Annotated in this window: 18 protein-coding genes; 7 read left to right on the forward strand and 11 right to left on the reverse strand. The window is 68.4% G+C overall.

Annotated features, from left to right (window positions below; all coding sequences use genetic code 11):
• Positions 1-24 precede the first annotated feature (24 nt).
• Entirely contained in the window at positions 25-639 is a 615-nt protein-coding gene (locus SD37_RS15410; RefSeq protein ID WP_044850519.1) for a TetR/AcrR family transcriptional regulator, read from the reverse strand.
• Positions 640-763: 124 nt separating this feature from the next.
• Between SD37_RS15410 and SD37_RS15415 the strand changes: the two genes are divergently transcribed.
• The 3 genes from SD37_RS15415 (at position 764) to SD37_RS15425 (ending at position 4,344) form a co-directional block, all read left to right on the forward strand.
• Positions 764-1,516 (forward strand): SDR family oxidoreductase, encoded by a 753-nt coding sequence (locus tag SD37_RS15415; protein ID WP_037321120.1) that lies wholly within the window; start codon positions 764-766, stop codon positions 1,514-1,516.
• The gene (locus tag SD37_RS15420; RefSeq protein ID WP_044850294.1) at positions 1,513-2,298 is read left to right on the forward strand and encodes an SDR family oxidoreductase; all 786 of its coding nucleotides are present in this window, start codon (positions 1,513-1,515) and stop codon (positions 2,296-2,298) included. Before SD37_RS15415 ends, SD37_RS15420 begins: the two co-directional genes overlap by 4 nt.
• A 798-nt stretch (positions 2,299-3,096) precedes the next feature.
• A complete protein-coding gene (locus SD37_RS15425; RefSeq protein ID WP_044850518.1) occupies positions 3,097-4,344 on the forward strand; it encodes an HNH endonuclease signature motif containing protein in 1,248 nt (415 codons plus the stop codon).
• 658 nt (positions 4,345-5,002) lie between these two features.
• Here SD37_RS15425 and SD37_RS15435 read toward each other — a convergent pair.
• Entirely contained in the window at positions 5,003-5,806 is an 804-nt protein-coding gene (locus SD37_RS15435; RefSeq protein WP_044850292.1) for an enoyl-CoA hydratase-related protein, read from the reverse strand.
• A gap of 135 nt (positions 5,807-5,941) precedes the next feature.
• Between SD37_RS15435 and SD37_RS15440 the strand changes: the two genes are divergently transcribed.
• The gene (locus tag SD37_RS15440; RefSeq protein WP_044850517.1) at positions 5,942-7,597 is read left to right on the forward strand and encodes an AMP-binding protein; all 1,656 of its coding nucleotides are present in this window, start codon (positions 5,942-5,944) and stop codon (positions 7,595-7,597) included.
• Positions 7,598-7,692: 95 nt separating this feature from the next.
• Positions 7,693-8,319: a TetR/AcrR family transcriptional regulator gene (locus SD37_RS15445; RefSeq protein ID WP_044850291.1), complete on the forward strand. Its 627-nt coding sequence runs from the start codon at positions 7,693-7,695 to the stop codon at positions 8,317-8,319.
• 21 nt (positions 8,320-8,340) lie between these two features.
• On the opposite strand, the gene SD37_RS15450 is transcribed toward SD37_RS15445, so the two are convergent.
• The 7 genes from SD37_RS15450 to fabG all read right to left on the reverse strand — a co-directional run bounded on the left by SD37_RS15450 (position 8,341) and on the right by fabG (position 14,667).
• A complete protein-coding gene (locus SD37_RS15450) occupies positions 8,341-8,733 on the reverse strand; it encodes a DUF7715 family protein (protein ID WP_052674823.1) in 393 nt (130 codons plus the stop codon).
• Between the two features lie 83 nt (positions 8,734-8,816).
• Positions 8,817-9,932 carry an acyl-CoA dehydrogenase family protein gene (locus SD37_RS15455; protein ID WP_044850289.1) on the reverse strand — a complete coding sequence of 372 codons (1,116 nt, stop codon included), beginning with the start codon at positions 9,930-9,932 and terminating at the stop codon, positions 8,817-8,819.
• On the reverse strand, positions 9,929-11,110 hold the full coding sequence (locus SD37_RS15460; protein WP_044850288.1) for an acyl-CoA dehydrogenase family protein: 1,182 nt from the start codon (positions 11,108-11,110) through the stop codon (positions 9,929-9,931). The genes SD37_RS15455 and SD37_RS15460 overlap by 4 nt, the downstream gene beginning before the upstream one ends.
• A complete protein-coding gene (locus tag SD37_RS15465) occupies positions 11,107-12,330 on the reverse strand; it encodes an acyl-CoA dehydrogenase family protein (RefSeq protein ID WP_044850287.1) in 1,224 nt (407 codons plus the stop codon). Before SD37_RS15465 ends, SD37_RS15460 begins: the two co-directional genes overlap by 4 nt.
• A gap of 2 nt (positions 12,331-12,332) precedes the next feature.
• Positions 12,333-13,358: a phosphotransferase family protein gene (locus tag SD37_RS15470; RefSeq protein ID WP_044850286.1), complete on the reverse strand. Its 1,026-nt coding sequence runs from the start codon at positions 13,356-13,358 to the stop codon at positions 12,333-12,335.
• Between the two features lie 91 nt (positions 13,359-13,449).
• Positions 13,450-13,902 (reverse strand): MaoC family dehydratase, encoded by a 453-nt coding sequence (locus tag SD37_RS15475; protein ID WP_044850285.1) that lies wholly within the window; start codon positions 13,900-13,902, stop codon positions 13,450-13,452.
• A gap of 3 nt (positions 13,903-13,905) precedes the next feature.
• Positions 13,906-14,667 (reverse strand): 3-oxoacyl-ACP reductase FabG, encoded by a 762-nt coding sequence (fabG, locus tag SD37_RS15480; RefSeq protein WP_044850284.1) that lies wholly within the window; start codon positions 14,665-14,667, stop codon positions 13,906-13,908.
• A gap of 176 nt (positions 14,668-14,843) precedes the next feature.
• Here fabG and SD37_RS15485 point away from each other — a divergent pair, with 176 nt between their 5' ends.
• Entirely contained in the window at positions 14,844-15,569 is a 726-nt protein-coding gene (locus SD37_RS15485) for a dienelactone hydrolase family protein (protein ID WP_044850283.1), read from the forward strand.
• Positions 15,570-15,610: 41 nt separating this feature from the next.
• On the opposite strand, the gene SD37_RS15490 is transcribed toward SD37_RS15485, so the two are convergent.
• A complete protein-coding gene (locus SD37_RS15490) occupies positions 15,611-16,258 on the reverse strand; it encodes a DUF998 domain-containing protein (RefSeq protein ID WP_044850282.1) in 648 nt (215 codons plus the stop codon).
• 236 nt (positions 16,259-16,494) lie between these two features.
• Between SD37_RS15490 and SD37_RS15495 the strand changes: the two genes are divergently transcribed.
• The gene (locus tag SD37_RS15495) at positions 16,495-18,993 is read left to right on the forward strand and encodes a M14 family zinc carboxypeptidase (RefSeq protein ID WP_236725377.1); all 2,499 of its coding nucleotides are present in this window, start codon (positions 16,495-16,497) and stop codon (positions 18,991-18,993) included.
• Positions 18,994-19,034: 41 nt separating this feature from the next.
• On the opposite strand, the gene SD37_RS15500 is transcribed toward SD37_RS15495, so the two are convergent.
• Positions 19,035-20,120: a J domain-containing protein gene (locus tag SD37_RS15500; RefSeq protein WP_044850280.1), complete on the reverse strand. Its 1,086-nt coding sequence runs from the start codon at positions 20,118-20,120 to the stop codon at positions 19,035-19,037.
• Between the last annotated feature and the right edge of the window lie 150 nt (positions 20,121-20,270).

Below are 20,270 nucleotides of genomic sequence, written 5' to 3' on the forward strand. Positions count from 1 at the left end.
CCGACGGAGGTCGATCAATACTGGTCAGGAGAGTTTCGTGCCGAGCATGCGGAGCACCAGCTCGCTGTACTCCTGGCCCAGCTGCTTCGGTGTCTGGCGGGCGCGCTCGGTGTACCAGCGGGCGACGTCGACGCCGAGCGAGAGCACGGCCCGCGCGGCGGTGTGCGGATCGCCGACATGGAACACGCCCGCGTTCATGCCTTCGGTGATGACCTCCCGCACGACCTGCTCGATGCGTCGCCGCAGTTTCGCGACGACCTCGAACTCCTCGTCCGGCAGCGCGTGGAGTTCGTACTGCACCACCCGTGCCACGGTGTGCCGCCGGGCGTGCCAGGCCACGAAGTCCTCGACCAGCAGCCGGATCCGCTCGACCGGATCGGTCTCGCGCGCCACGACGCTTTCGACGAGTGCGAGGGTCTGCTCGTGGCCATATTTGGAGATCGCGAACAGCAGTGCGGCCTTGGACGGGAAGTGCACGTACAGCGCCGCGGGGCTCATGCCCGCCGCCGAGGCGATGTCCCGGGTGGTGGTCGCGTGATAGCCGCGCCGTGCGAAGGATTCGACCCCGGCCAGCATCAGCCGTCGTGCCGTCTCCGGCTGGACGTCGGGCCACAGTTCGGCCGACAGCGACATGGTCATCCGCAGATCCTCCCAGAGGCTCATGCCGGATGGTGGGCTTGACACCGGTTCCGGCGCTTCCCATTGTAAGTGAGCGCTCGCTTAGTGACCGCGCTCGCCAGTGAACTACAGAGGAGATCGAAGAGTGAACTCGTTCAAGGATCGCGTCGCGATCGTCACCGGCGCGAGCCGGGGTATCGGCCTCGGGATCGCCAAGGACCTGGTCGAGCGCGGCGCGAAGGTGTGCATCACCGCGCGCAAGCCGGAACCGCTGGCCGAGGCGGTCAACGAACTGGGCGGTCCCGGCGTGGCCATCGCCGTCCCCGGCAAGGCCGACGACACCGCGCACCAGGACGAGGCGGTGGCCAAGACCATCGAGGCCTTCGGGCGGCTGGACATGCTGGTCAACAACACCGGCATCAACCCGGTGTACGGGCCCACGCTCGACATCGACCCCGAAGCCGCCGCCAAGATCTTCGCCGTCAACGTGCTGGCGCCGCTTTCGTGGACCCGCCGGGCGCGGGACGCGTGGATGGGGGAGCACGGTGGCGCGGTGGTGAACGTCGCGTCCGTCGCCGGGCTCGGCGCGTCACCCGGGATCGGCATGTACGGCGTCAGCAAGGCGGCGCTGATCCGGCTCACCAAGGAACTCGGCTTCGAACTGGGCCCGAAGATCCGCGTGAACGCCGTCGCGCCGGCCGTGGTGAAGACCAAGTTCGCGACCGCGCTGTACGAAGGCCGCGAGGAAGAGGTCTCGGCGTCCTACCCGATGAAGCGCCTCGGCGTCCCGGCCGACATCGCCGGCGCGGTCTCGTTCCTGCTGTCGGAAGAGGCGGGCTGGATCACCGGGCAGACCATCGTGCTCGACGGCGGCGTGACACTGGCGGGTGGCCTGTGACCGGGTCGTTCACCGGATCCGGTGTCGTCGTCACCGGGGGCGGCGGTGGCATCGGTGCCGTCCTCGCCCGCCGGTTCGCCGCCGAGGGCGCCCGGGTCGTCGTCGGCGATCTGAACGGGGATGCCGCGGCCGAAGTCGCCAAGGAGATCGGCGGCACCGCCGTCGCGGGCGACGCCGCGAGCGAGGCGGGCGTCGCGTCGTTGATCGAGACGGCGCGCGAAACCCTCGGCGAGATCGACATCTTCTGCGCCAACGCCGGGATCGCGCCGATGGGCGGCGTCGACGCGCCCGAGGAGGACTGGGCGCGGATCTGGGACGTCAACGTGATGGCGCACGTCCGCGCGGCACGGCTGTTGCTGCCGCCGTGGCTCGAACGTGGCCGCGGGCACTTCATCTCGACGGTGTCGGCGGCGGGATTGCTGACCAGTCTCGGTTCGGCGTCGTACTCGGTGACCAAACACGGCGCACTCGCCTTCGCCGAATGGCTTTCGGCGACCTATCGGCACCGCGGCCTCACCGTGCAGGCGATCTGCCCGCAGGGCGTGCGGACGGCGATGCTGGAGAACTCCGGCCCCGCGGGCGAACTGCTCATGGGTGCCTCGGCGATCCAGCCGGATCAGGTCGCGGACGCGTTGTTCGAGGCCATCGCCGAAAAGCGGTTCCTGGTACTTCCGCATCCCGAGGTCGCGGAGTATTACGCGGCGCGGGCCACGCAAACCGACCGGTGGCTCGGCGGGATGAACAAACTGCAGCGCAAGGTGGAGCAGGTCGTCGGGGAGTGATTTCGGTGGGGCTTGCCTGACTGGCGTGCATGGTGGTCCCCTTCTTTGCGTTTGGGGTGAGGAAGGGGCCTTCATGTAATTGGGCTGCCGGGATCACGGGGTCCCGTGTCGGATCTTCACTGGGATCAGGTCAGGAGCCTCTTCGATCTTGACCTGACGTGTTCGTCCCGGACGCCTCGGAGGACTCGCAAGCTGTCTTCGACCTGGTGCGGGCGCGTGGTTGGCAGTGGGAATTCGTCCAGCGTGACACGACGCTGCCGCTGCCGGTTCGCTAGCGATCACAGGCCTGGCCTTTTCCATCCTGGGGTTCCGAGGTGGGGAGTCGTGAGTGGTAAGTGTCGTTAGAACGACACTTACCACTCACGACCCCGCTCCCTCGCAACCTGGCGTCGGGCGGGAGGGGCTGAAGGGGTCTTCCCCCTTATCTCAAGCGCCCTTCAGTCCCGGGCCACAACCAAGTTGGAAAAGGCTCAGTGCTTAGGTGTATTGACCTGAGCATCTTCATCGGAGATGAAGGACGATGCAGGCGAGGATGATCTCGGCACGGTGGTAGGTGCTCGTTTGGCGAAACGGGGTACCAGGCCTCGGGATTGTTTGAGCTGGTTGAAGCATCGCTCGACCATGTAACAACGGCTGATAGATCGCGCGAACCGGACTATGGCGTGTCCTGCGGGCAAGGGAACGATGAGGCGCGAGGTAAGACGAACTGAATTCGGGCGATTTACTGACTTTTGAATCAGCCTCACCCACAAGTATTAAAACGAACACATGTTCGATTTCTTCGGGTATTCTGGAGAGGTGTCCGGCAGACGAACCCTCGAACCACCACAGGAGCTGTGGCGTGCTGGTGCGCGGGAACTCGCGCACGGCGTGGTCGAGCGTCTCTCGCTGGCACGTCAGGCGTTGGCGGAGGTCGGGCAGTTTCTGGCGGAGATCGAGTCGCGGGGACCGATGGAATTGTTCGGTCACGGTTCGACCGCGGGCTGGTTCGCCGAAACGGCGCGGATCACGCCCAAGGAGGCGCGCGACACCGTGGCGCGGGCACTGGCGTTGAACGAGGGCCGTAACCTCGACGGCACCCCGGCCGCCGCGTTCGCTCCCCTCGCCGGTGCCGCCGCGGCGGAGGGCGACCTCGGTCCTCAACAGCTGGATCCGCTTCTGAAGGTGCTGAAGAAGATCCCGGCCGAGATCTCCCCTGAAGAACGTTCCGGCGCGGAGCAAACGCTGGTGACTCTCGCCCGCCACGCGGGCCCGCGAGAGATCATCATCGCCGGCGCGGACCTCCTGGCTCACCTGGATCCCGACGGCGACGAGCCCAAAGACGAAGACCTCAAACCGCCGTCACGCGAGGTGTTCCTGCGTAAACGCGATGACGGCTGGTGGCGGCTCAACGGCCTCCTCGATCCGGAATTCGGTGCCAGGGCCAACGCTCTGTTCGAAACCTGGGGGCAGCGAAGACCGGTCGACGAGGATGGCAACCACGACCTGCGCGGCCCCGCCGAACGCAACGGTGACGCCTTGTTCGACGCGATCCATTACGCGATGACCAACGACAAAGCCCCGACCCTGTCCGGGGATCGGACCACCGTGGTGGTCACCATCCCGTTGGAGACGTTGTCCTCGGGATTGGGGAGCGCGTGCGTGGACGGAGTCACCCGGATCACCGCCCGCCATGCCAGGATGCTGGCCTGCGATGCCAAGATCATTCCCGTAGTGCTGGGCTCGGAGAGTGAACCGCTCGACATCGGGCGTGCCGCCCGGACGGTCACCCCCGGGCAACGCCGGGCGCTCAATGTCCGGGACCGTGGTTGTGCGTTTCCCGGGTGCCGACGGCGGCCGAAGCATTGCGAGGCCCACCATGTGCTGCCGTGGGGCAGCCTCGGGGACACGGATCTCGGCAATCTGTGCCTGTTGTGCCGGTATCACCACATGGTGATCCATGGGCGGTCCGGCTGGCAGGTCAGGATGGCGGCGGATGGGCGGCCGGAGTTCATTCCACCCCAGTATCTGGACCCGCTACAGGCACCTCGCCGGAATACGCGCTGAACCCGAGGAGCCCGCCTGCCACGTCGGGGACGGGCGCCTAGGCGTGCCTCGAAACCCCACCTAAATGCGGATCAGCACGATCACAAAAGCGGTGAAATGGCCGACCCGCTTCGGTGCCGTGAATCCGCAGCCACGTGAGGAGCAGCAAGGAGAATAGGCCGAATCCCGCTGAGACAACCGTACTTCTGGTGGAGTCGCTCCGAACCACTCCCAGCCACGCCAATACCTGCGCGAGTACCAAGAGCGTCGTCCCGACGCGCTCACTCCGGGAGGTCCTCTCCGTATGTGCCAATACGGTGCGTGGCGGCAGCCCGGTGAACTGGCGAGGTCTTGCCCAGTCTTCGACCAGGTACACCAGCGGTTCGATGCCGACGGCGAACGCGTCGTCGATGCCAGGTGGACGACGAGGTCATCGGGAGAATCGATGGCCGTTCCGGCGTGGAGTACCACGCTCTCCGCAGGATAGGCCTTGCGCAGTTTGGCCAAAAGCGCCTCAATGTCGCTGATGGTCACCTGCAGTCTGCCCAAGCTGGAACGTCTTTCCCTGATCAGCTCTGCCACGCGTCCATCCAACATCGGGGCGGCTTCCTGGGCCAGTCGACAGCGACCAGGACGCGAACCCTGGCCGACCTCAGGCCGTGCTGAACCATCCGCGCGGTCAGGAATCCCCTTGGTACGGCGGGAAGTCCGGCGCCCGGCGCTCCTCCCAGCTGGCCAGGCCTTCGGGGAGTTCCGGGCGGCCGAAGGAATCGAGCATCAGTGCGGTGGCTTCGCGTGCGGCTTCTTCCAGGGAGAGCCCGGCTTCCCGGGCGACCTGGCGTTTCATCAGCGCCATCGAGCGGGGTGCGCTGTAGGTGGCGAGTTCGGTGGCGTAGGCGTGTGCGCGCAGCGGGAGTTCCTCCGCTGGGACGACCTCCTGGACCAAGCCGTATTCGTGCGCCTGTTCGGCGGTGAAGGTTCGGCCGGACAGTAGCAGGTCGAGTGCCCGGCCTCGGCCGACGAGTTCCGGAAGGAGTTTCGCGATCCCGTATTCGGCGATGAGGCCACGCCGGGCGAACGCGGTGGTGAACTTCGCGCCCGCGGCGGCGAATCGGACGTCGGCGGCGCAGGCGATCACGAAGCCGAGTCCGGCGCAGCCGCCGTTGATGGCCGCGACGACGGGCACGTCGGCATAGGTGGCGGCCAGGACGTTCCGGAAGCCTTCGTGCTCCGGCGGGGCCGTGGTGCTCGACGAGACGTCCGCCAGCAGGCCCAGATCCGCGCCGGGGCAGAACGAGCGCCCGCTCCCGGTGACGACGACGGCGCGCACGCGGGGGTCGGCCGACGCCTTGCCCAGCAGGTCTCCGTAGTGGACCTGCATCTGGGGATCCATCGCGTTGCCGCGTCCGGGTTTGTCGAAGGTGATCGTGGCGACGGCGCCGTCGACGGCGAATCGGACAGTGTCCACATCGGACTGAGTCACGTCGGGCCTCCTTGCCTTGTAGTCATACTAAGCGGACGCTTAGGTGTTCGTCGAGGCCTTGACGCGTTCCGGGGCTGCTCTTACGGTCGGTCGTACCGACTGGTCGGTGTGGGGATGGTCAAGGAGGACACCTGCATGAGCCCTTACGACGCGAAGCCGTGGCTTGCCGCTTACGACGACCGGATGAAGGCCGCGGAAATCCCGGAGGCGACCACCGTGCCGTCGGCCTTCCGGCGGACTGTCCGGCGCTCCCCGCACGCCACCGCGATCGCCTATTTCGACGGCAGGCTGAGCTACCGCGAGGTCGACGAGCTTTCCGACGGCATCGCGCGGCATCTGATCGCGTCCGGCTTCGCCCCGGGGGACAGGCTCGCGCTGATCCTGCAGAACATCCCGCAGTTCGTGCTGGCCCTGCTCGGCGCGTGGAAGGCGGGCGGGATCGTCGTCCCGGTCAACCCGATGTACCGCGAGCGGGAACTGCGACACGTCTTCGATGACGCCGGGGTGCGCGCGGTCGTGTGCTCGCAGAGCGGGTGGAACCGCCGCGTCGCGCCGCTCGTCCCCGGCAGCGGCGTGAAGATCGCGCTGACCACCAGTGAACTCGACCTGCAGACGCGCGACGACCCGCGCGTGTTCGGCAAGTCCGTCCGGGAGCCCACTCCCGGCGCGGCCGATCTGCTCAAGGTGGCGCGGGCCGCCACCGGGGAACCGCCACCGGATCTCGCGCCCGGCATGGACGACGTCGCGCTGATCAGCTACACCTCGGGCACCAGCGGAACCCCGAAGGGCGCCATGAACACCCATGGCAACCTCGGCGCGAACGCGGCCGTCCTCAGCACCTTCAGCGGTCTCGGTGAAGGCGCCACGCTGTTCGGCCTGGCGCCGCTCTTCCACATCACCGGCATGGTCTGCGAAATCGCCTCCGCCATCGACATCGGCGGCACGCTCGCGCTCGCGTACCGGTTCGAGCCCGGTGTCCTGCTCGACGCCTTCCTGGAGCACAAGCCCGCGTACACGGTCGGCCCGTCGACGGCGTACATGGCGCTGATGGCACAGCCCGATGTCGGCCGCCGGCATTTCGAGTCGTTCCAGCTGCTGTACTCCGGCGGGGCCGCGCTGCCGCCGGCGGTCGTCGACGTGTTCCGCGAGCGGTTCGGGCACTACATCCACAACGGCTACGGCCTCACCGAGACGACCGCCGGCTGCATCGTCGTGCCGGGCAGCCTGGAGGCGCCGATCGACGAGGAGTCGGGGACGATCTCGATCGGCCTGCCCGTCCCCGGCACCGTCGTGCGCATCCTCGGCGAGGACGGCGAGGAGCTGCCGTTCGGCGAGGCGGGCGAGATCGCCGTCGAAGGACCGATGGTGATCCCCGGCTACTGGAACCGGCCTGAGGCGACCGAAGCGGCGCTGCCCGGCGGCAGGCTCCTGACCGGCGACATCGGCTTCATGGATCCACGCGGCTGGGTCTACGTCGTCGACCGCAAGAAGGACATGATCAACGCCTCCGGGTTCAAGGTGTGGCCCCGCGAGGTCGAGGACGTCCTGTACACGCATCCGGCGGTGCGCGAAGCGGCCGTCGTCGGCGTCCCGGACGACTATCGCGGCGAGACCGTGAAGGCCTACATCAGCCCGGCGCCGGGCAGCACGCCCGATCCGGGGGATCTCGTCGCGTTCTGCAAGGAGCGCCTCGCCGCGTACAAGTACCCGAGGATGATCGAGGTGCTGGACGAACTGCCGAAGACGGTGAGCGGCAAGATCCTCCGCCGCGAACTCCGGGCCAGAGGCTGAGCCGGTGAGCAGGAGCGGAACCGTCAGCTGTCCCGCTCCCCGGACCTCGACAAACCGGCCGGTATGCTGAATGTCCGCACGAGAAGGAGCCGGCCATGACACGAGCGACCACCCGCAAGGCGGGGACGGCCGAGGCGAGCGGCGACGACCAGGCCGCCGTACCGCGACGGCTGTTGTCGCACGCCACGAAACTCTTCGCCAAGAAGGGTTTCGACCGCACCTCCGTGCAGGAGATCGTGGAGGCGGCCGGGGTCACCAAGGGCGCGATGTACCACTACTTCGGCTCCAAGGACGACCTCCTTTACGAGATCTACGCCCGGGTGCTGCGTGCGCAGACCGAGCAACTGGAAAAGGTCGCTTCGAGCGAGGCGCCGCTGCGGGAGCGGCTGCGTTCGGCCGCCTCCGACGTCGTCGTCAGCACGATCGACAACCTCGACGACAACACGATCTTCATGCAGTCCATGCACCAGCTCAGCGTGGAGAAGCAGAAGGCCGTCCGCGCGGAACGCCGCAAGTACCACGAGCGGTTCCGCACGCTGATCGAGGAGGGCCAGGCGTCCGGCGAATTCCGCGCGGACAAACCGGCCGACGTGATCGTCGACTTCTTCTTCGGTTCGGTGCACCACCTCGGTTCCTGGTACCGGCGCGGCGGCGCGCTCTCGGCCCGCCAGATCGGCGACCACTACGCCGATCTCCTGCTGGCCGCGCTGCGCCCCGAATAGCGCGGTGACCCCGCCGGGTGGTCAGCCTGGCGGCGCGGGTACGAGACGTTCGGCGAACCAGTCGCAGCGGCGTTCGAGCACTGTTCCCACCTCCCATCCGGTGGTGAAGGCCACCAGGCCTCTCGCCACTTCGTCGGCGGCTTCCGGTGGCCACCCCTGGGCGGCCAGACTCGACCGCATCGCTTCGGCATAGTCGGAGTAGGTGAAGCCGGGCAGTTCGGCGACGAGCGCCGTCGTCGTCCCTTCGTGCGAGTTCAGCCCGCAGAACGACCGGCCGCAGCCGCAGGCGGAATCCGGCGAAGTGTCGCCTTCGTCGCAGCACGGGGCGATCCAGATCAGTTCGCCCTCGACGCAGTGGTTGAAGTCGTTCTCCCGCGCACCCTGGGTCTTCGAGGTGGCCACGAGTAGTTTCATGATGACTCCCTGTTCGCTCTGATGTTCGAACAGGTTTTACCGGCGGGGTCCGACACTTTCCGGGGCGGACCCCGCCGGGAGGATCAGGCGGGCAGGTCGATCAGTGGTGCGAGGGCCGCGCGATGCCGCCCAGCAGTGCCCAATGCGATCTCATCGCTCTTCGCGCGCTTCAGGTACAGATGCGCGGGGTGCTCCCAGGTCATGCCGATCCCGCCGTGCAACTGGATCGCCTCTTCGGTGGCGTGCACGGCGATGAGGGAGTTGCGCGCCTGCGCCACCGCGACGGCGATCGCGATGTCGTCACCGGAAGCCAGGCAGTCGGCGGCGTAGCGGGCCGTCGCCCTGGCGTTGACCAGGTCCGTGTACAGATTCGCCAGCCGGTGCTTCAGCGACTGGAAGGAGCCGACCTGACGGCCGAACTGGTAGCGCTCCTTGAGGTAGCGCACCGTTTCGGTCAGCGCCCATTCGGCGATCCCGAGCTGTTCCGAAGCGAGCAGCCCCGCCGCGGTCACGAGCGCGGTGTCCAAAGCGGACGGTGCGGTGGCGGGATCGGCGACCCGCTTCGCGACCACGTTCTCCAGCGTGACGTCGGAAATGCGCCGGGTCAGGTCCAGCGAGATCGCCTCGGTGACCGTCACGCCCGGCGAAGCGGCGTCGACCGTGTAGAGCCCGGGGCCGTCGGGGCCCACCGCCGGGACGACGATCAGTTCGGCCACCGAGGCGTCGGCGACACTGCGAACCTGACCGCTGAGCGTGCCTTCCGCGGCCGCGGTGACCGTCGCGGGGAACTCGGCGCCGGGTGCGGTCGACAGCGGGACGGCCAGCGCGCCGATGAGCGTGCCCCCGGCCAGCTTCCCGAGTCGTTCGGCCACTTCCGGCTGCGAGGTGTCGGTCGCCAGCAAGGCCGTCGTCGCCAGTACGGCACTGCCGAGATAGGGGACGGGGGCGACGCTGCGCCCGAGTTCCTCCATCACGACGGCGACTTCACGCGCCGAAGCGCCGTGCCCGCCCAGCGCCTCCGGGACGGCGAGGCCCGCCGCGCCGAGATCGGCGGCGAGGGTGCGCCACAGCTTCAGGTCGTACGGTTCCGCCGTCTCGGTCCTGGCGATCAGCGACGCCGGTTCGGCGCGGTCCTTGAGCAGGTCGCGGACACTCGCGCGAAGGTCCTCTTCGACCTCGGAATACAGCAGGTCGCTCATCGGGGCAGGTCCTTCCAGGCGACGTCCTTGTCGATCCGCGGCTCGGACGGCAGCCCCAGCACGCGTTCGGCGATGATGTTGCGCAGGACCTCCGAGGTGCCGCCCTCGATGGAGTTCCCCTTCGCGCGCAGGTAGCGGTAGCCGGCTTCGCGGCCGAGGAAGTTCACGCCGTCGGGACGCCGCATCGTCCAGTCGTCGTAGCGCAGGCCCTCGTCGCCGAGCAGTTCGATCTCCAGCCCGGACGCGGCCTGGTTCAGCTCGGAGAACGCGACCTTGACCGCCGAACCCTCCGGCCCCGGTGCCCCGGCGGCCAGTTGCTGCCGCAGCCGCGAGGCGACCAGGCGCAGGCTCTCGCCCTCCACCCACAGTTTCAGCAGGCGATCGTGGAGGTCCGAGGTCCGCAGTTCCGGGCGCTCGCGCCAGGTTTTCGTGACGACACCGACCATCCCGCCGTCGCGCGGGAACTCGGTCCCGCCGATGGCGACCCGTTCGTTCATCAGCGTGGTCTGCGCGACCTTCCAGCCCTCGCCGACCGCGCCGAGGCGGTGCGCGTCGGGGATGCGGACCTCGCTGAGGAAGACCTCGTTGAACTCGGCCTCACCGGTGATCTGGCGCAGCGGCCGGACTTCGACCCCCGGGGCGGTCATGTCGCACAGGAAGTACGTCATGCCACGGTGCTTCGGCACGTCGGGATCGGTGCGGGTGACCAGGATGGCCCATTGCGACTTGTGCGCGCCCGACGTCCAGACCTTCTGCCCGGTCACCACCCAGTCGTCGCCGTCGCGTACCGCGCGGGTGCCCAGCGCGGCGAGGTCGGATCCGGCGCCGGGCTCGCTGAACAGCTGGCACCACACCTCCCGCTCGGTCCACAGTGGACGAAGAAAGCGCCGATGCTGCTCCGGTGTGCCGAAGGCGAGGATGGTCGGCGCGGCCATGCCGAGGCCGATGCCGATGCGCCGTTTGTCGTTGTCCGGCGCGCCGGCCGCGGCGAGTTCTCTGTCCACAACGGACTGGAGAGAACGCGGCGCGCCGAGTCCGCCGAGTCCTTCGGGGAAGTGGATCCAGGCGAGCCCGGCGTCGAACCGGGCGTCGAGGAAGTCCTGGCGTGGCGTGCTTTCCGGCGGATACGCGGCCAGTAGCTCGGCCACGCGCCGCTTGAGTTCCTCTACGGTGGTCACTTCGAGGCCTCCCCGCGGTACTTCTTCAGTTCACGGTGCGCCAGCGAGCGCTTGTGCACCTCGTCCGGGCCGTCGGCCAGCCGCAGCGTCCGCACCTGCGCCCACATCTCGGCGATCGGGAAGTCCTGGCTGACCCCGCCCGCGCCGAACAGCTGCACGGCCTTGTCGAGGATCCACTCGACGGTGATCGGCGTGGAGATCTTGATCGCCTGGATCTCGGTGTGCGCGCCCTGGTTCCCGACGGTGTCCATCAGCCACGCGGTCTTGAGCACCAGCAGCCGCTGCTGCTCGATCTTGACCCGCGACTCGGCGATCCAGTCCTGCACCACGCCCTGTTCGGCGATCGGCTTGCCGAAGGTCTCACGCGAAAGCGCCCGGCGGCACATCAGTTCCAGCGCGCGTTCGGCCATCCCGATGGCGCGCATGCAATGGTGGATCCGGCCGGGGCCGAGGCGGGCCTGGGCGATGGCGAACCCGTCGCCTTCACCGGCGATGAGGTTCTCGGCGGGCACGCGGACGTCGTCGAAGATCACCTCGGCGTGCCCGCCGTGGTCGCCGTCGGTGTAGCCGAACACGTGCATGCCGCGTTTCACGGTCATACCGGGGGTGTCGCGGGGGACCAGGATCATGCTCTGCTGCTTGTGCGCGGGCGCGTCCGGATCGGTCTTGCCCATCACGATGAAGATCTTGCAGTTCGGGTTCATCGCGCCGGAGATGTACCACTTACGGCCGTTGATGACGTACTCGTCGCCGTCACGGCGGATGCTGGTGGCGATGTTGCGCGCGTCGGAGGAGGCGACGTCGGGCTCGGTCATCGCGAAGGCGGACCGGATCTCGCCCTCCAGCAGGGGCTGGAGCCACTGCTTCTGCTGCTGCTCGGAGCCGAACATGGTGAGGACTTCCATGTTGCCGGTGTCCGGGGCGGCGCAGTTGAGCGCGGTCGGGGCGAGCCGGAGGCTGCGGCCGGTGATCTCGGCGAGCGGCGCGTACTGGAGGTTCGTCAGCCCCGCGCCGTGGTCGCCGGGGAGGAAGAAGTTCCACAGACCGCGTTTGCGCGCCTCGGCCTTCAGTTCTTCGACGATCGGAGGCTGCGACCATTCACTGTCGCGTTCGGCGAGTTGCCGTTCGAAGACGGCTTCGGCGGGGTAGATGTGCGAATCCATGAACTCGAGGAGTTTCCCCCGTAGTTCCTCGGTTTTCGCGTCGAAGGCGAAGTCCATCCTTATCCCTCTTCCTTGAGAGTCTCATTGCCGTGCGCGATCAACGGGACGACGCCCGCGCCGATGCCGTCGAATCCGGCGCCGACGGTCTTGCCCTGGCTGTAGCGGAGGTGGATGCCTTCCAGGATCACCGCGAGTTTGAAGAAGGCGAAGCCCACGTACCAGTTCAGCCGCGACACATCACGGCCCGAACGCTCGGCGTAGCGCGCGACGACCTCGTCGTTGCTCGGATAACCCGGCGCCGAACTGGCGTTGGACACGAACTGCAGCGAGACCTTGTCGCGTTCGGCGTAGGCCACCAGCAGGGCCAGGTCGGTCAGCGGGTCACCGAGGGTGGACATCTCCCAGTCCAGTACCGCGGTGATCCGGTCGTCGGCGTTCACCAGCACGTTGTCCAGCCGGTAGTCGCCGTGGACGATCGACGGCCTGCCCGATTCCGGCACCGACGACGCGAGCCGGTCGTGCAGTTCGTCGACGCCGGGCAGCTCGCGGCTGCGGTTGCCGTCGAGCTGCTTCTTCCAGCGCCGCAACTGGCGTTCGAGGAAGCCCTCCGGACGGCCGAAGTCGCCCAGCCCCAACGATTCCGGGTCGACGGCGTGCAGATCGACGAGGGTGTCGACGAGCGCGTCCGCGATGGCCTTCGTCCGGGCGGGGCCGAGCGCGGCCAGTTCGGTGTCCGTGCGGAAGGGCGTGCCCTCGACGAACTCCATCACGTAGAACCGCGAGCCGATGACGTCGGTGTCCTCGCACAGCAGCACGGTTTCCGGCACCGGGACCGCCGTGCCGTGCAGGCCGGAGATCACCCGGTACTCGCGGCCCATGTCGTGCGCCGTCGGCAGGACATGCCCGAGCGGCGGGCGGCGGACCACCCAGCGGGACCGGCCGTCGCCCACCACGTAGGTGAGGTTGGACCGGCCCCCTTCCACGATCCGGCCGCTCAGGTCGCCCTGGACGAGGCCCGGCCGGTGCTCGTCCAGGTGGGCCTTGAGCCTGGCCAGGTCGAGGCCCGGCAGGTCGGTCTGGTTCATCGCGCCTCCAGCGTCTGGCTTTCCGATTACAGTACCGACCAGTCGGTATGTCGGGAAGTGGTGGTCCGGCCGGGTGCCGGAGGTCACTTCCTCAGGCGATGAGCCGGGCGACCATCTCCGCGACGCACGCCGGTTTCGGCTCGCCGTCGATCTCGATCGTCCACCGCACGACGGCCTGTTTGCCACCGGGGACGTCGGTGACCTCGACCAGTTCGGCGCCCGCGCGGATCTTCGAGCCCACCTTGACCGGCTGGGGGAAGCGGACCTTGTTGAGGCCGTAGTTGATGCCCATCTTGAGCCCGTGGACCCGGTAGATCTTCCCGACGAAGCCCGAGATGAGCGACAGCGTCAGGAAACCGTGGGCGATCGGCGCCCCGAACGGGCCCTCGGCGGCCTTCTCGACGTCGACGTGGATCCACTGGTGGTCGTCGGTGGCGTCGGCGAACAGGTTGACCCGCTCCTGGGTGAGCGTCATCCATTCGCTGTAGCCGAAGTGCTCGCCGACGGCGTTCTCGAAGTCCTGCAGGGAGGCGAATTCGCGCATGGCTCAGTCCTTCGGTCCGCCGGCGACGTAGATGACCTGGCCGGAGATGAATCCGGCGCCGTCGCTCACCAGGAACGACGCGAGGTTGGCGATGTCGTCGGGGGTGCCGACGCGCTGCACCGGGATCTGCGACGCGGCCGCCGCCTTGAAGTCCTCGAACGACATGCCGAGCCGTTCGGCGGTCGCCGCGGTCATGTCGGTGGCGATGAAGCCGGGGGCGATGGCGTTCGCGGTGACGTTGAACTTGCCCAGTTCGATGGCGAGGGTCTTGGTGAAGCCCTGCATGCCCGCCTTGGCCGCGGAGTAGTTGACCTGCCCGCGGTTGCCCAGCGCCGAGGTGCTGGACAGGTTGACGATGCGGCCCCACTTCTCCTGCGTCTGGTACTTCTGCACCTCGCGGGTCATCAGGAACGAGCCCTTCAGGTGCACGCCCAGCACCGAGTCCCAGTCCTGTTCGGTCATCTTGAACAGCAGGTTGTCGCGGGTGATGCCGGCGTTGTTGATCAGCACGGTCGGCGCGCCGAGTTCCTCGGCCACCCGGGTCACCGCGGCTTCGACCTGCGCGGCGTCGACCACGTCCAGCGCGACACCGACGGCCTTGCCGCCCTCGGCGACAATCGCTTCGGCTCCCTGCTTGACGCCCGCCTCGTCGAGGTCCAGCAGGCCGACGGCGAATCCGTCGGAGGCGAGCCGCTTGGCCACGGCGGCGCCGATGCCACGGCCGGCACCGGTGACGATCGCTACGCGGGAGGGGTGTTCGGTCACGGGTGACTCCTCGTCGTCGAGTGGAAGTGCCGTCGAGTCTGCCGTACTGAGCGGTCGGTTTGTAGAGACACCCAGGGACATTTGTGGGTGTGACTGGCGTCACCTCGCCGCGCCGGTGTTCCGCCCGAGGTGAACACCGGCCTCGTGGGGACCGACGATCGCTAAAGTCCGATTTCATGACGACGGTTGCGACGCGCACGGTCGAGTACCCGGCCGATGGCCTGACGATGGTGGGGCATCTCGCGCTCCCGGCGGGTGGCGGACGGCGGCCCGCCGTCCTGATCGGCCCCGAGGGGACAGGGCTGAACGATTTTCAGCGACGGCGGGCCGACGCGTTGGCCGAACTGGGGTATGTGGCGCTGGCTTTCGACTTCAACGGCGGACGCTGGTTCACCGACCCCGAGGAGATGCTGGCGTACGTGATGCCGCTGCTCGCCGACCCCGGCCGGATGCGGGAGATCGGCCACGCGGCCCTCGATGTGGTGCGCGCCGAACCGCGGACGGACCCCGATCGGATCGCCGCCATCGGCTACGGAACCGGCGGCGCGATCGCGCTGGAACTCGGCCGCGACGGCGTCGACCTGCGCGCGATCGGCACGGTCAACGGACTGACCACGGGCCGTCCTGGCGAGGCTGCGCGTATCCGCTGCCCGGTGTGGGCCGGGGTCGGTTCGGAAGATCCGATCATGCCGCCGTCGCAACGGGAGGCGTTCACCGCGGAAATGCAGGAAGCGGGCGTGGACTGGCGTCTTGTCGTCTACGGCGGCGCGTTGCACGCCTTCCACCATCCGCCGGTCGAGCAGACCGTGCTCCCCGGCGTCGGCCACCATCCGGTGCACGCGCGGCGAGCGTGGCGCGACATCGTCGGCCTGCTCGACGAATGCCTGCCCCTACCCTCGTGAGTGGTAATGACGGTTAGAACCGTCATTGCCACTCACGAGACTCAGGTGACCACGCGCGCCGGAATGAGCAGTGACGCCAGCGCGATCAGCCCGGTCAGCGCCATCGCGCGTTCGACGAGCCCCAGCGGGATCGCCTGCCACCACGGCCTGCCGCCGTTCATCGAGACCACGATCGCCCCGAGGATCACGCCGAGCCAGGCCAGCGCCGCCACCGCGAGCACCCGCGTCACCGCACGGCGGGCGGGGGAGGTGGAGAAGACGGCCTTCGCGGCGAACCACACGGCCAGTGGCAGCGCGATGAAGGCGACGACGCTCGCGATGCGGTGCACGGTGCCGCCGGTGCTCGGGCCGATCGCCCAGTTGTTCTTCGGGAACGCCACGATCACGACCAGGCTCACCGTCCATAGCGCGCAGAAGAGCGAGGCCGCGGACAGGGCGGGAAGGTGCTTGCGGCGGATCAGCGCGCCGAAACCGATCGCCGAGCCGAACGCGACCAGCAGGACCGCGACGTCGAAGATCCACTTGTGCTCGCTCAGCGCGTATTCGCTGATGGTGCGGCGGACCGGGCTGATGTCGCTGGTGGCGGGAAGCACCTGCAGCAGCAGGATCAGCAGCGCTCCGCCGGCGACCGAGACCACGGCGGCCAGCAGGGCCAGCGGTGACCTCGTGGTGACCTGGGGCGTCGTCATGGTGGAAAGGTAACCACGCGATCCTGAAGGTTTTCTTAGGCCGACCTGTCGGAATCGACAGGAAAGTCCCATTCCGCGGCGCGGTCGGTGGTGATCGTTCCGGCACGGTCGGTGAGATCGTTGGGCCGAAAGGGGTGTACGCGACTTGTGGCGGGTCCCCCGGACGGGGTCTCGGGTCTAGGGTCTCGCTACCGGTGACCTCACCCGGTCACCGGACTGTCCAAGGAGGTCAGTCTGTGGGGTATTCACCAAACCGGCGAAGAGCGGGATGGACGGCGGCGACACTGGTGCTCGCCGGCGCTTTCGTGGCACTTCCGTCGGCCACGACGGCGGGGGCCGCGGACAACGTGGTGCGGGCCAATCAGGCCGTACCGCGGTCCTGTTTCGCCGCGTTGCAGAAGCCGGGTACGTCCGGCACCGATCGCCGAGAGTTCACGTCCACAGTGGACGGGCTGCTGCAGGCGCGGCTCGCGCCTCGTGGCGGCACCGAGGGCGACTGGGATCTCGCGGTCTTCGACCAGGCCACCGGTGCCGTGGTCGCCGCGTCCGCCGCGTTGCGCAGCCACGAGCTCGCCGAAGGCTTCGTGAAGAAGGACCAGAAGCTGGTCGTGCAGACCTGCCGGTACGACGGGCAGACACGCGACGCGCTGCTGGGCGTCGACTTCCTGGCGCTCACGCCGCAGGGCACACCGACCGGCGCCGCGCCCGCGCCGCAGCGCGCCGAACTGGTCCGCGTCGAGACCCCGGCGAAGAAGGACAAGGACAAGCTCCTCCGGCTCGGCCTGGACGTCACCGAGAAGGCCGACGCGACCGGCGTCGAGGTCGTCCTCGCCAACGACGCCGACCGCAAGACGCTGGCCGACAGCGGCTTCAAGTCGAAGGTGGTCGACGCCGATCTCTCGGGGAGGTCGATCAACAACGCCAAGGCCGACCGCGAGTACGCCGCGAAGACGCCCGGCTCGACCCTGCCGTCCGGTCGCACCAGCTACCGGCACCTGTACGACTACCAGTTCGAGGTCAAGGAACTGGCCCGCAAGAACCCCAAGCTCGTCACGGCGTTCACCCTGCCGCAGCCGACCTGGGAAGGCCGTGACGTCGTCGGCCTCGAGATCGCGACCGACGTCAAGAACATCGCCGACGGCAAGCCCGTCAACTTCACCATGGGTGTGCACCACGCCCGGGAGTGGCCCGCCGGCGAGCACGCCATGGAATGGGCCCACGAACTGATCAAGGGCTACACCGGCGGCAACGCCGAGATCCGTGGCCTGGTCGGCCGGACCCGCAACATCATTGTGCCGATCGTCAACGCCGACGGCTTCGAAATCTCCCGTGAAGCCGAGCCCAAGGGCGACTTCTCGCGCTTCGACTACGAGATGAAGCGCAAGAACTGCAACGTCAACGACTCGCCCAAGGAGTTCGCGACCGGCGTCTGCAAGGCCAACCCCGCCGGCCGTGAACGCGGCACCGACCCGAACCGCAACTACGCGGGCTTCTGGGGCGGCGCCGGCGCGTCGACCCTGTGGCGCAGCGACACGTTCCGCGGCTCCGGCCCGTTCTCCGAGCCCGAGACGCAGAACATCCGCTCGATCGTGTCCAACCGCCAGGTGACCAACCTGATCACGCTGCACACCTTCTCCAACCTGGTGCTGCGTGTCCCGGGTGTCGCCGCCGTCCGCCCGCCGCTCGACGAGCCGGCGTACAAGGCGCTCGGCGACAAGATGGCCTCGCGCAACGGATACACCAGCCAGCCGTCGTGGGCGCTCTACGACACGACCGGTTCGACCGAGGACTGGTCGTACTGGGCCACCGGTGGCTGGGGCTTCACGTTCGAGGTCGGCCCCAACGAGTTCCACCCGCCGTTCTCCGACGGTGTCGTCGCCGAGTACACCGGCGTCGCCCCCGCGGCGGGTGCCGGCAAGGGCGGTAACCGGCAGGCCTTCGTGGACATGCTGGCCAACACCGCGGACCCGGCGGCGCATTCGACACTGATCGGCACGGCACCGAAGGGCTACCAGCTGAAGCTGCACAAGACCTTCCAGACGCCGACCTCGCCGGTGGTGCAGCCGGACGGCTCGACGAAGCCGCCGATCTACGTGACCGACACCCTGAACTCGTCGCTGGCCTCGACCGGCGGCCGGTTCGCGTGGTCGGTCAACCCGTCGACCCGGCCCTACGTCGCGGGCCGCTACGGCCGCGAGCCGCAGGGACCGGCGCAGGCGAACATCGCGGTGACCAACCCGGCCGGGGTCCCGGCGATCAACACGAACTACCCGACCGACCCGACGTCGGAGAGCTTCACGTTCCACGTCGACGGGCTACCGAAGGTGGACAACGGGAAGTTCAGCGTCGACGTCAAGTGGGCCAGCCAGGACAGCGACTGGGACCTGTACGTCTTCGACGCTGCGGGCAACATGGTGTCGTCGTCGGCGAACGGTTCGACCACGGAAGAGCACGCGATCCTGTACGACCCGCCCGCCGGGGACTACCGGGCCGTGCTGGTGAACTACGCGCAGGCGAGCCCGTCCACTGTGGATGATTGGACCGGCGGCGTGTCGTTCCAGTCGCCGATCCCGCCGACCTACGGCCCCAAGGAGGCGTACCAGCTGACCTGTACGTCGCCGAAGGGCAAGCTCGTCGGGCTCGCGGACGTCTACATCGACCGCGGCCAGACGGTCGACGTCGGTGAGGTCTGCACCCGCTCCGCGCGCGCCTCGAAGGAGCGCTCGGTCCGGTAAGCAAGAAGCCTCGTGAGTGGTAATGACGGTGAGAACCGTCATTACCACTCACGAGCGCCGACGACGCGGTCGCGGACGGTCCGCATCGTCGCCGAGTCCACAGTGGACGGCTCCGCCGCCAGCCAGCCGCCGATCTCGTGCAGGAACTGCTCCGGCGTCATCGGTGGCGTGGGGGAGCGGTCGTCGAGGTCCGTGGTGACCTCGCCGGTCCGGCTCGGGTAGACGATCATCGCGCCGCGCAACGCGACGCCGGGCAGGATCCGCCGGTATTCGGCGACACTTTCGGCCAGCCTGCTGCCGCCGCCGCGGAAGGCGCGGCCGTTGCGCAGCAGCCTGTCGTCGTCACTGGTTTCGTAATGCCCGGGCAGCCACAGCTTCGATTCGATGAGCACGAGCCGCTTGCCGCACAGCACCGCGTGGTCGACGTCGGCGAACACCGAGTCCGGCCAGGAGAGGCCGTGGAAGATCCGCGCGCCGGGCAGCCGGGTCAGATAACGCTCCAGCAGGTCGGCGGTGAGCCGCTCGGCGAGTTCGTCGGTCTCGGTGCCGGGGGTGCCGAAGACGCGTTTCCCGCCGAATTCGGCGGCGAACCGGGTCCTGGCGCGGGAAGCGGCGAGGTAGCCGCGGGCGAGCCGCTGCACCAGCAGGGCCGTTCCGGCGGTCAGGATCAGCCAGACGATCAGCGTGGGCGCCGAGAACCCGACGCCGGTCAGCACCGGCAGCAGGACCAGCACCATCCCGCCGACCGCCGCCACGACCGGGGTATGCCCGGGGCCGCGCCGCCGTCCGTGCCGCACGCGGTCGTCCTGCGCGGCGAATTCCCACCATTCGAGGTCTTCCGGATCGATCACGACCTGCGCGGGCTCGTAGCCCGGTTCGTCGCCGAAGCGCCGTCTCGGCCGCGGCCGGACCGGCACGCGCACGGAGCGCCCGCCCGCGTCGTAGCCCGCGCGCCGCATCGGGTCGCTGAGCGTGTCGTAAGCCTCGCGGACCAGCTGGAACGTGAGAGCGGAACCCCCGGTGTCCGGGTGATGGGACTTCGCGAGGCGCCGGTAGGCGGTCTTGATCTCGTTGGCCGAGGCGGCCTTGCCCACGCCGAGCACCTCGTAGTAATCGACATCGGGCACGGGCGGTTCACCTCCAAAGGGCCGGGCCGCAACACTATTCGGCCGCCGCCGGTCGTCCGCAACCACCTCCGCGGCGCGTCGGGGTGACCTCGCGGGCATACTGTTTCGCTTGTGGCGGAACGAGGTCCACCTCCGATGCGTCCTGGATAT

It is taken from the genome of Amycolatopsis orientalis, from assembly GCF_000943515.2.
Taxonomy (GTDB): Bacteria; Actinomycetota; Actinomycetes; order Mycobacteriales; family Pseudonocardiaceae; genus Amycolatopsis; species Amycolatopsis orientalis.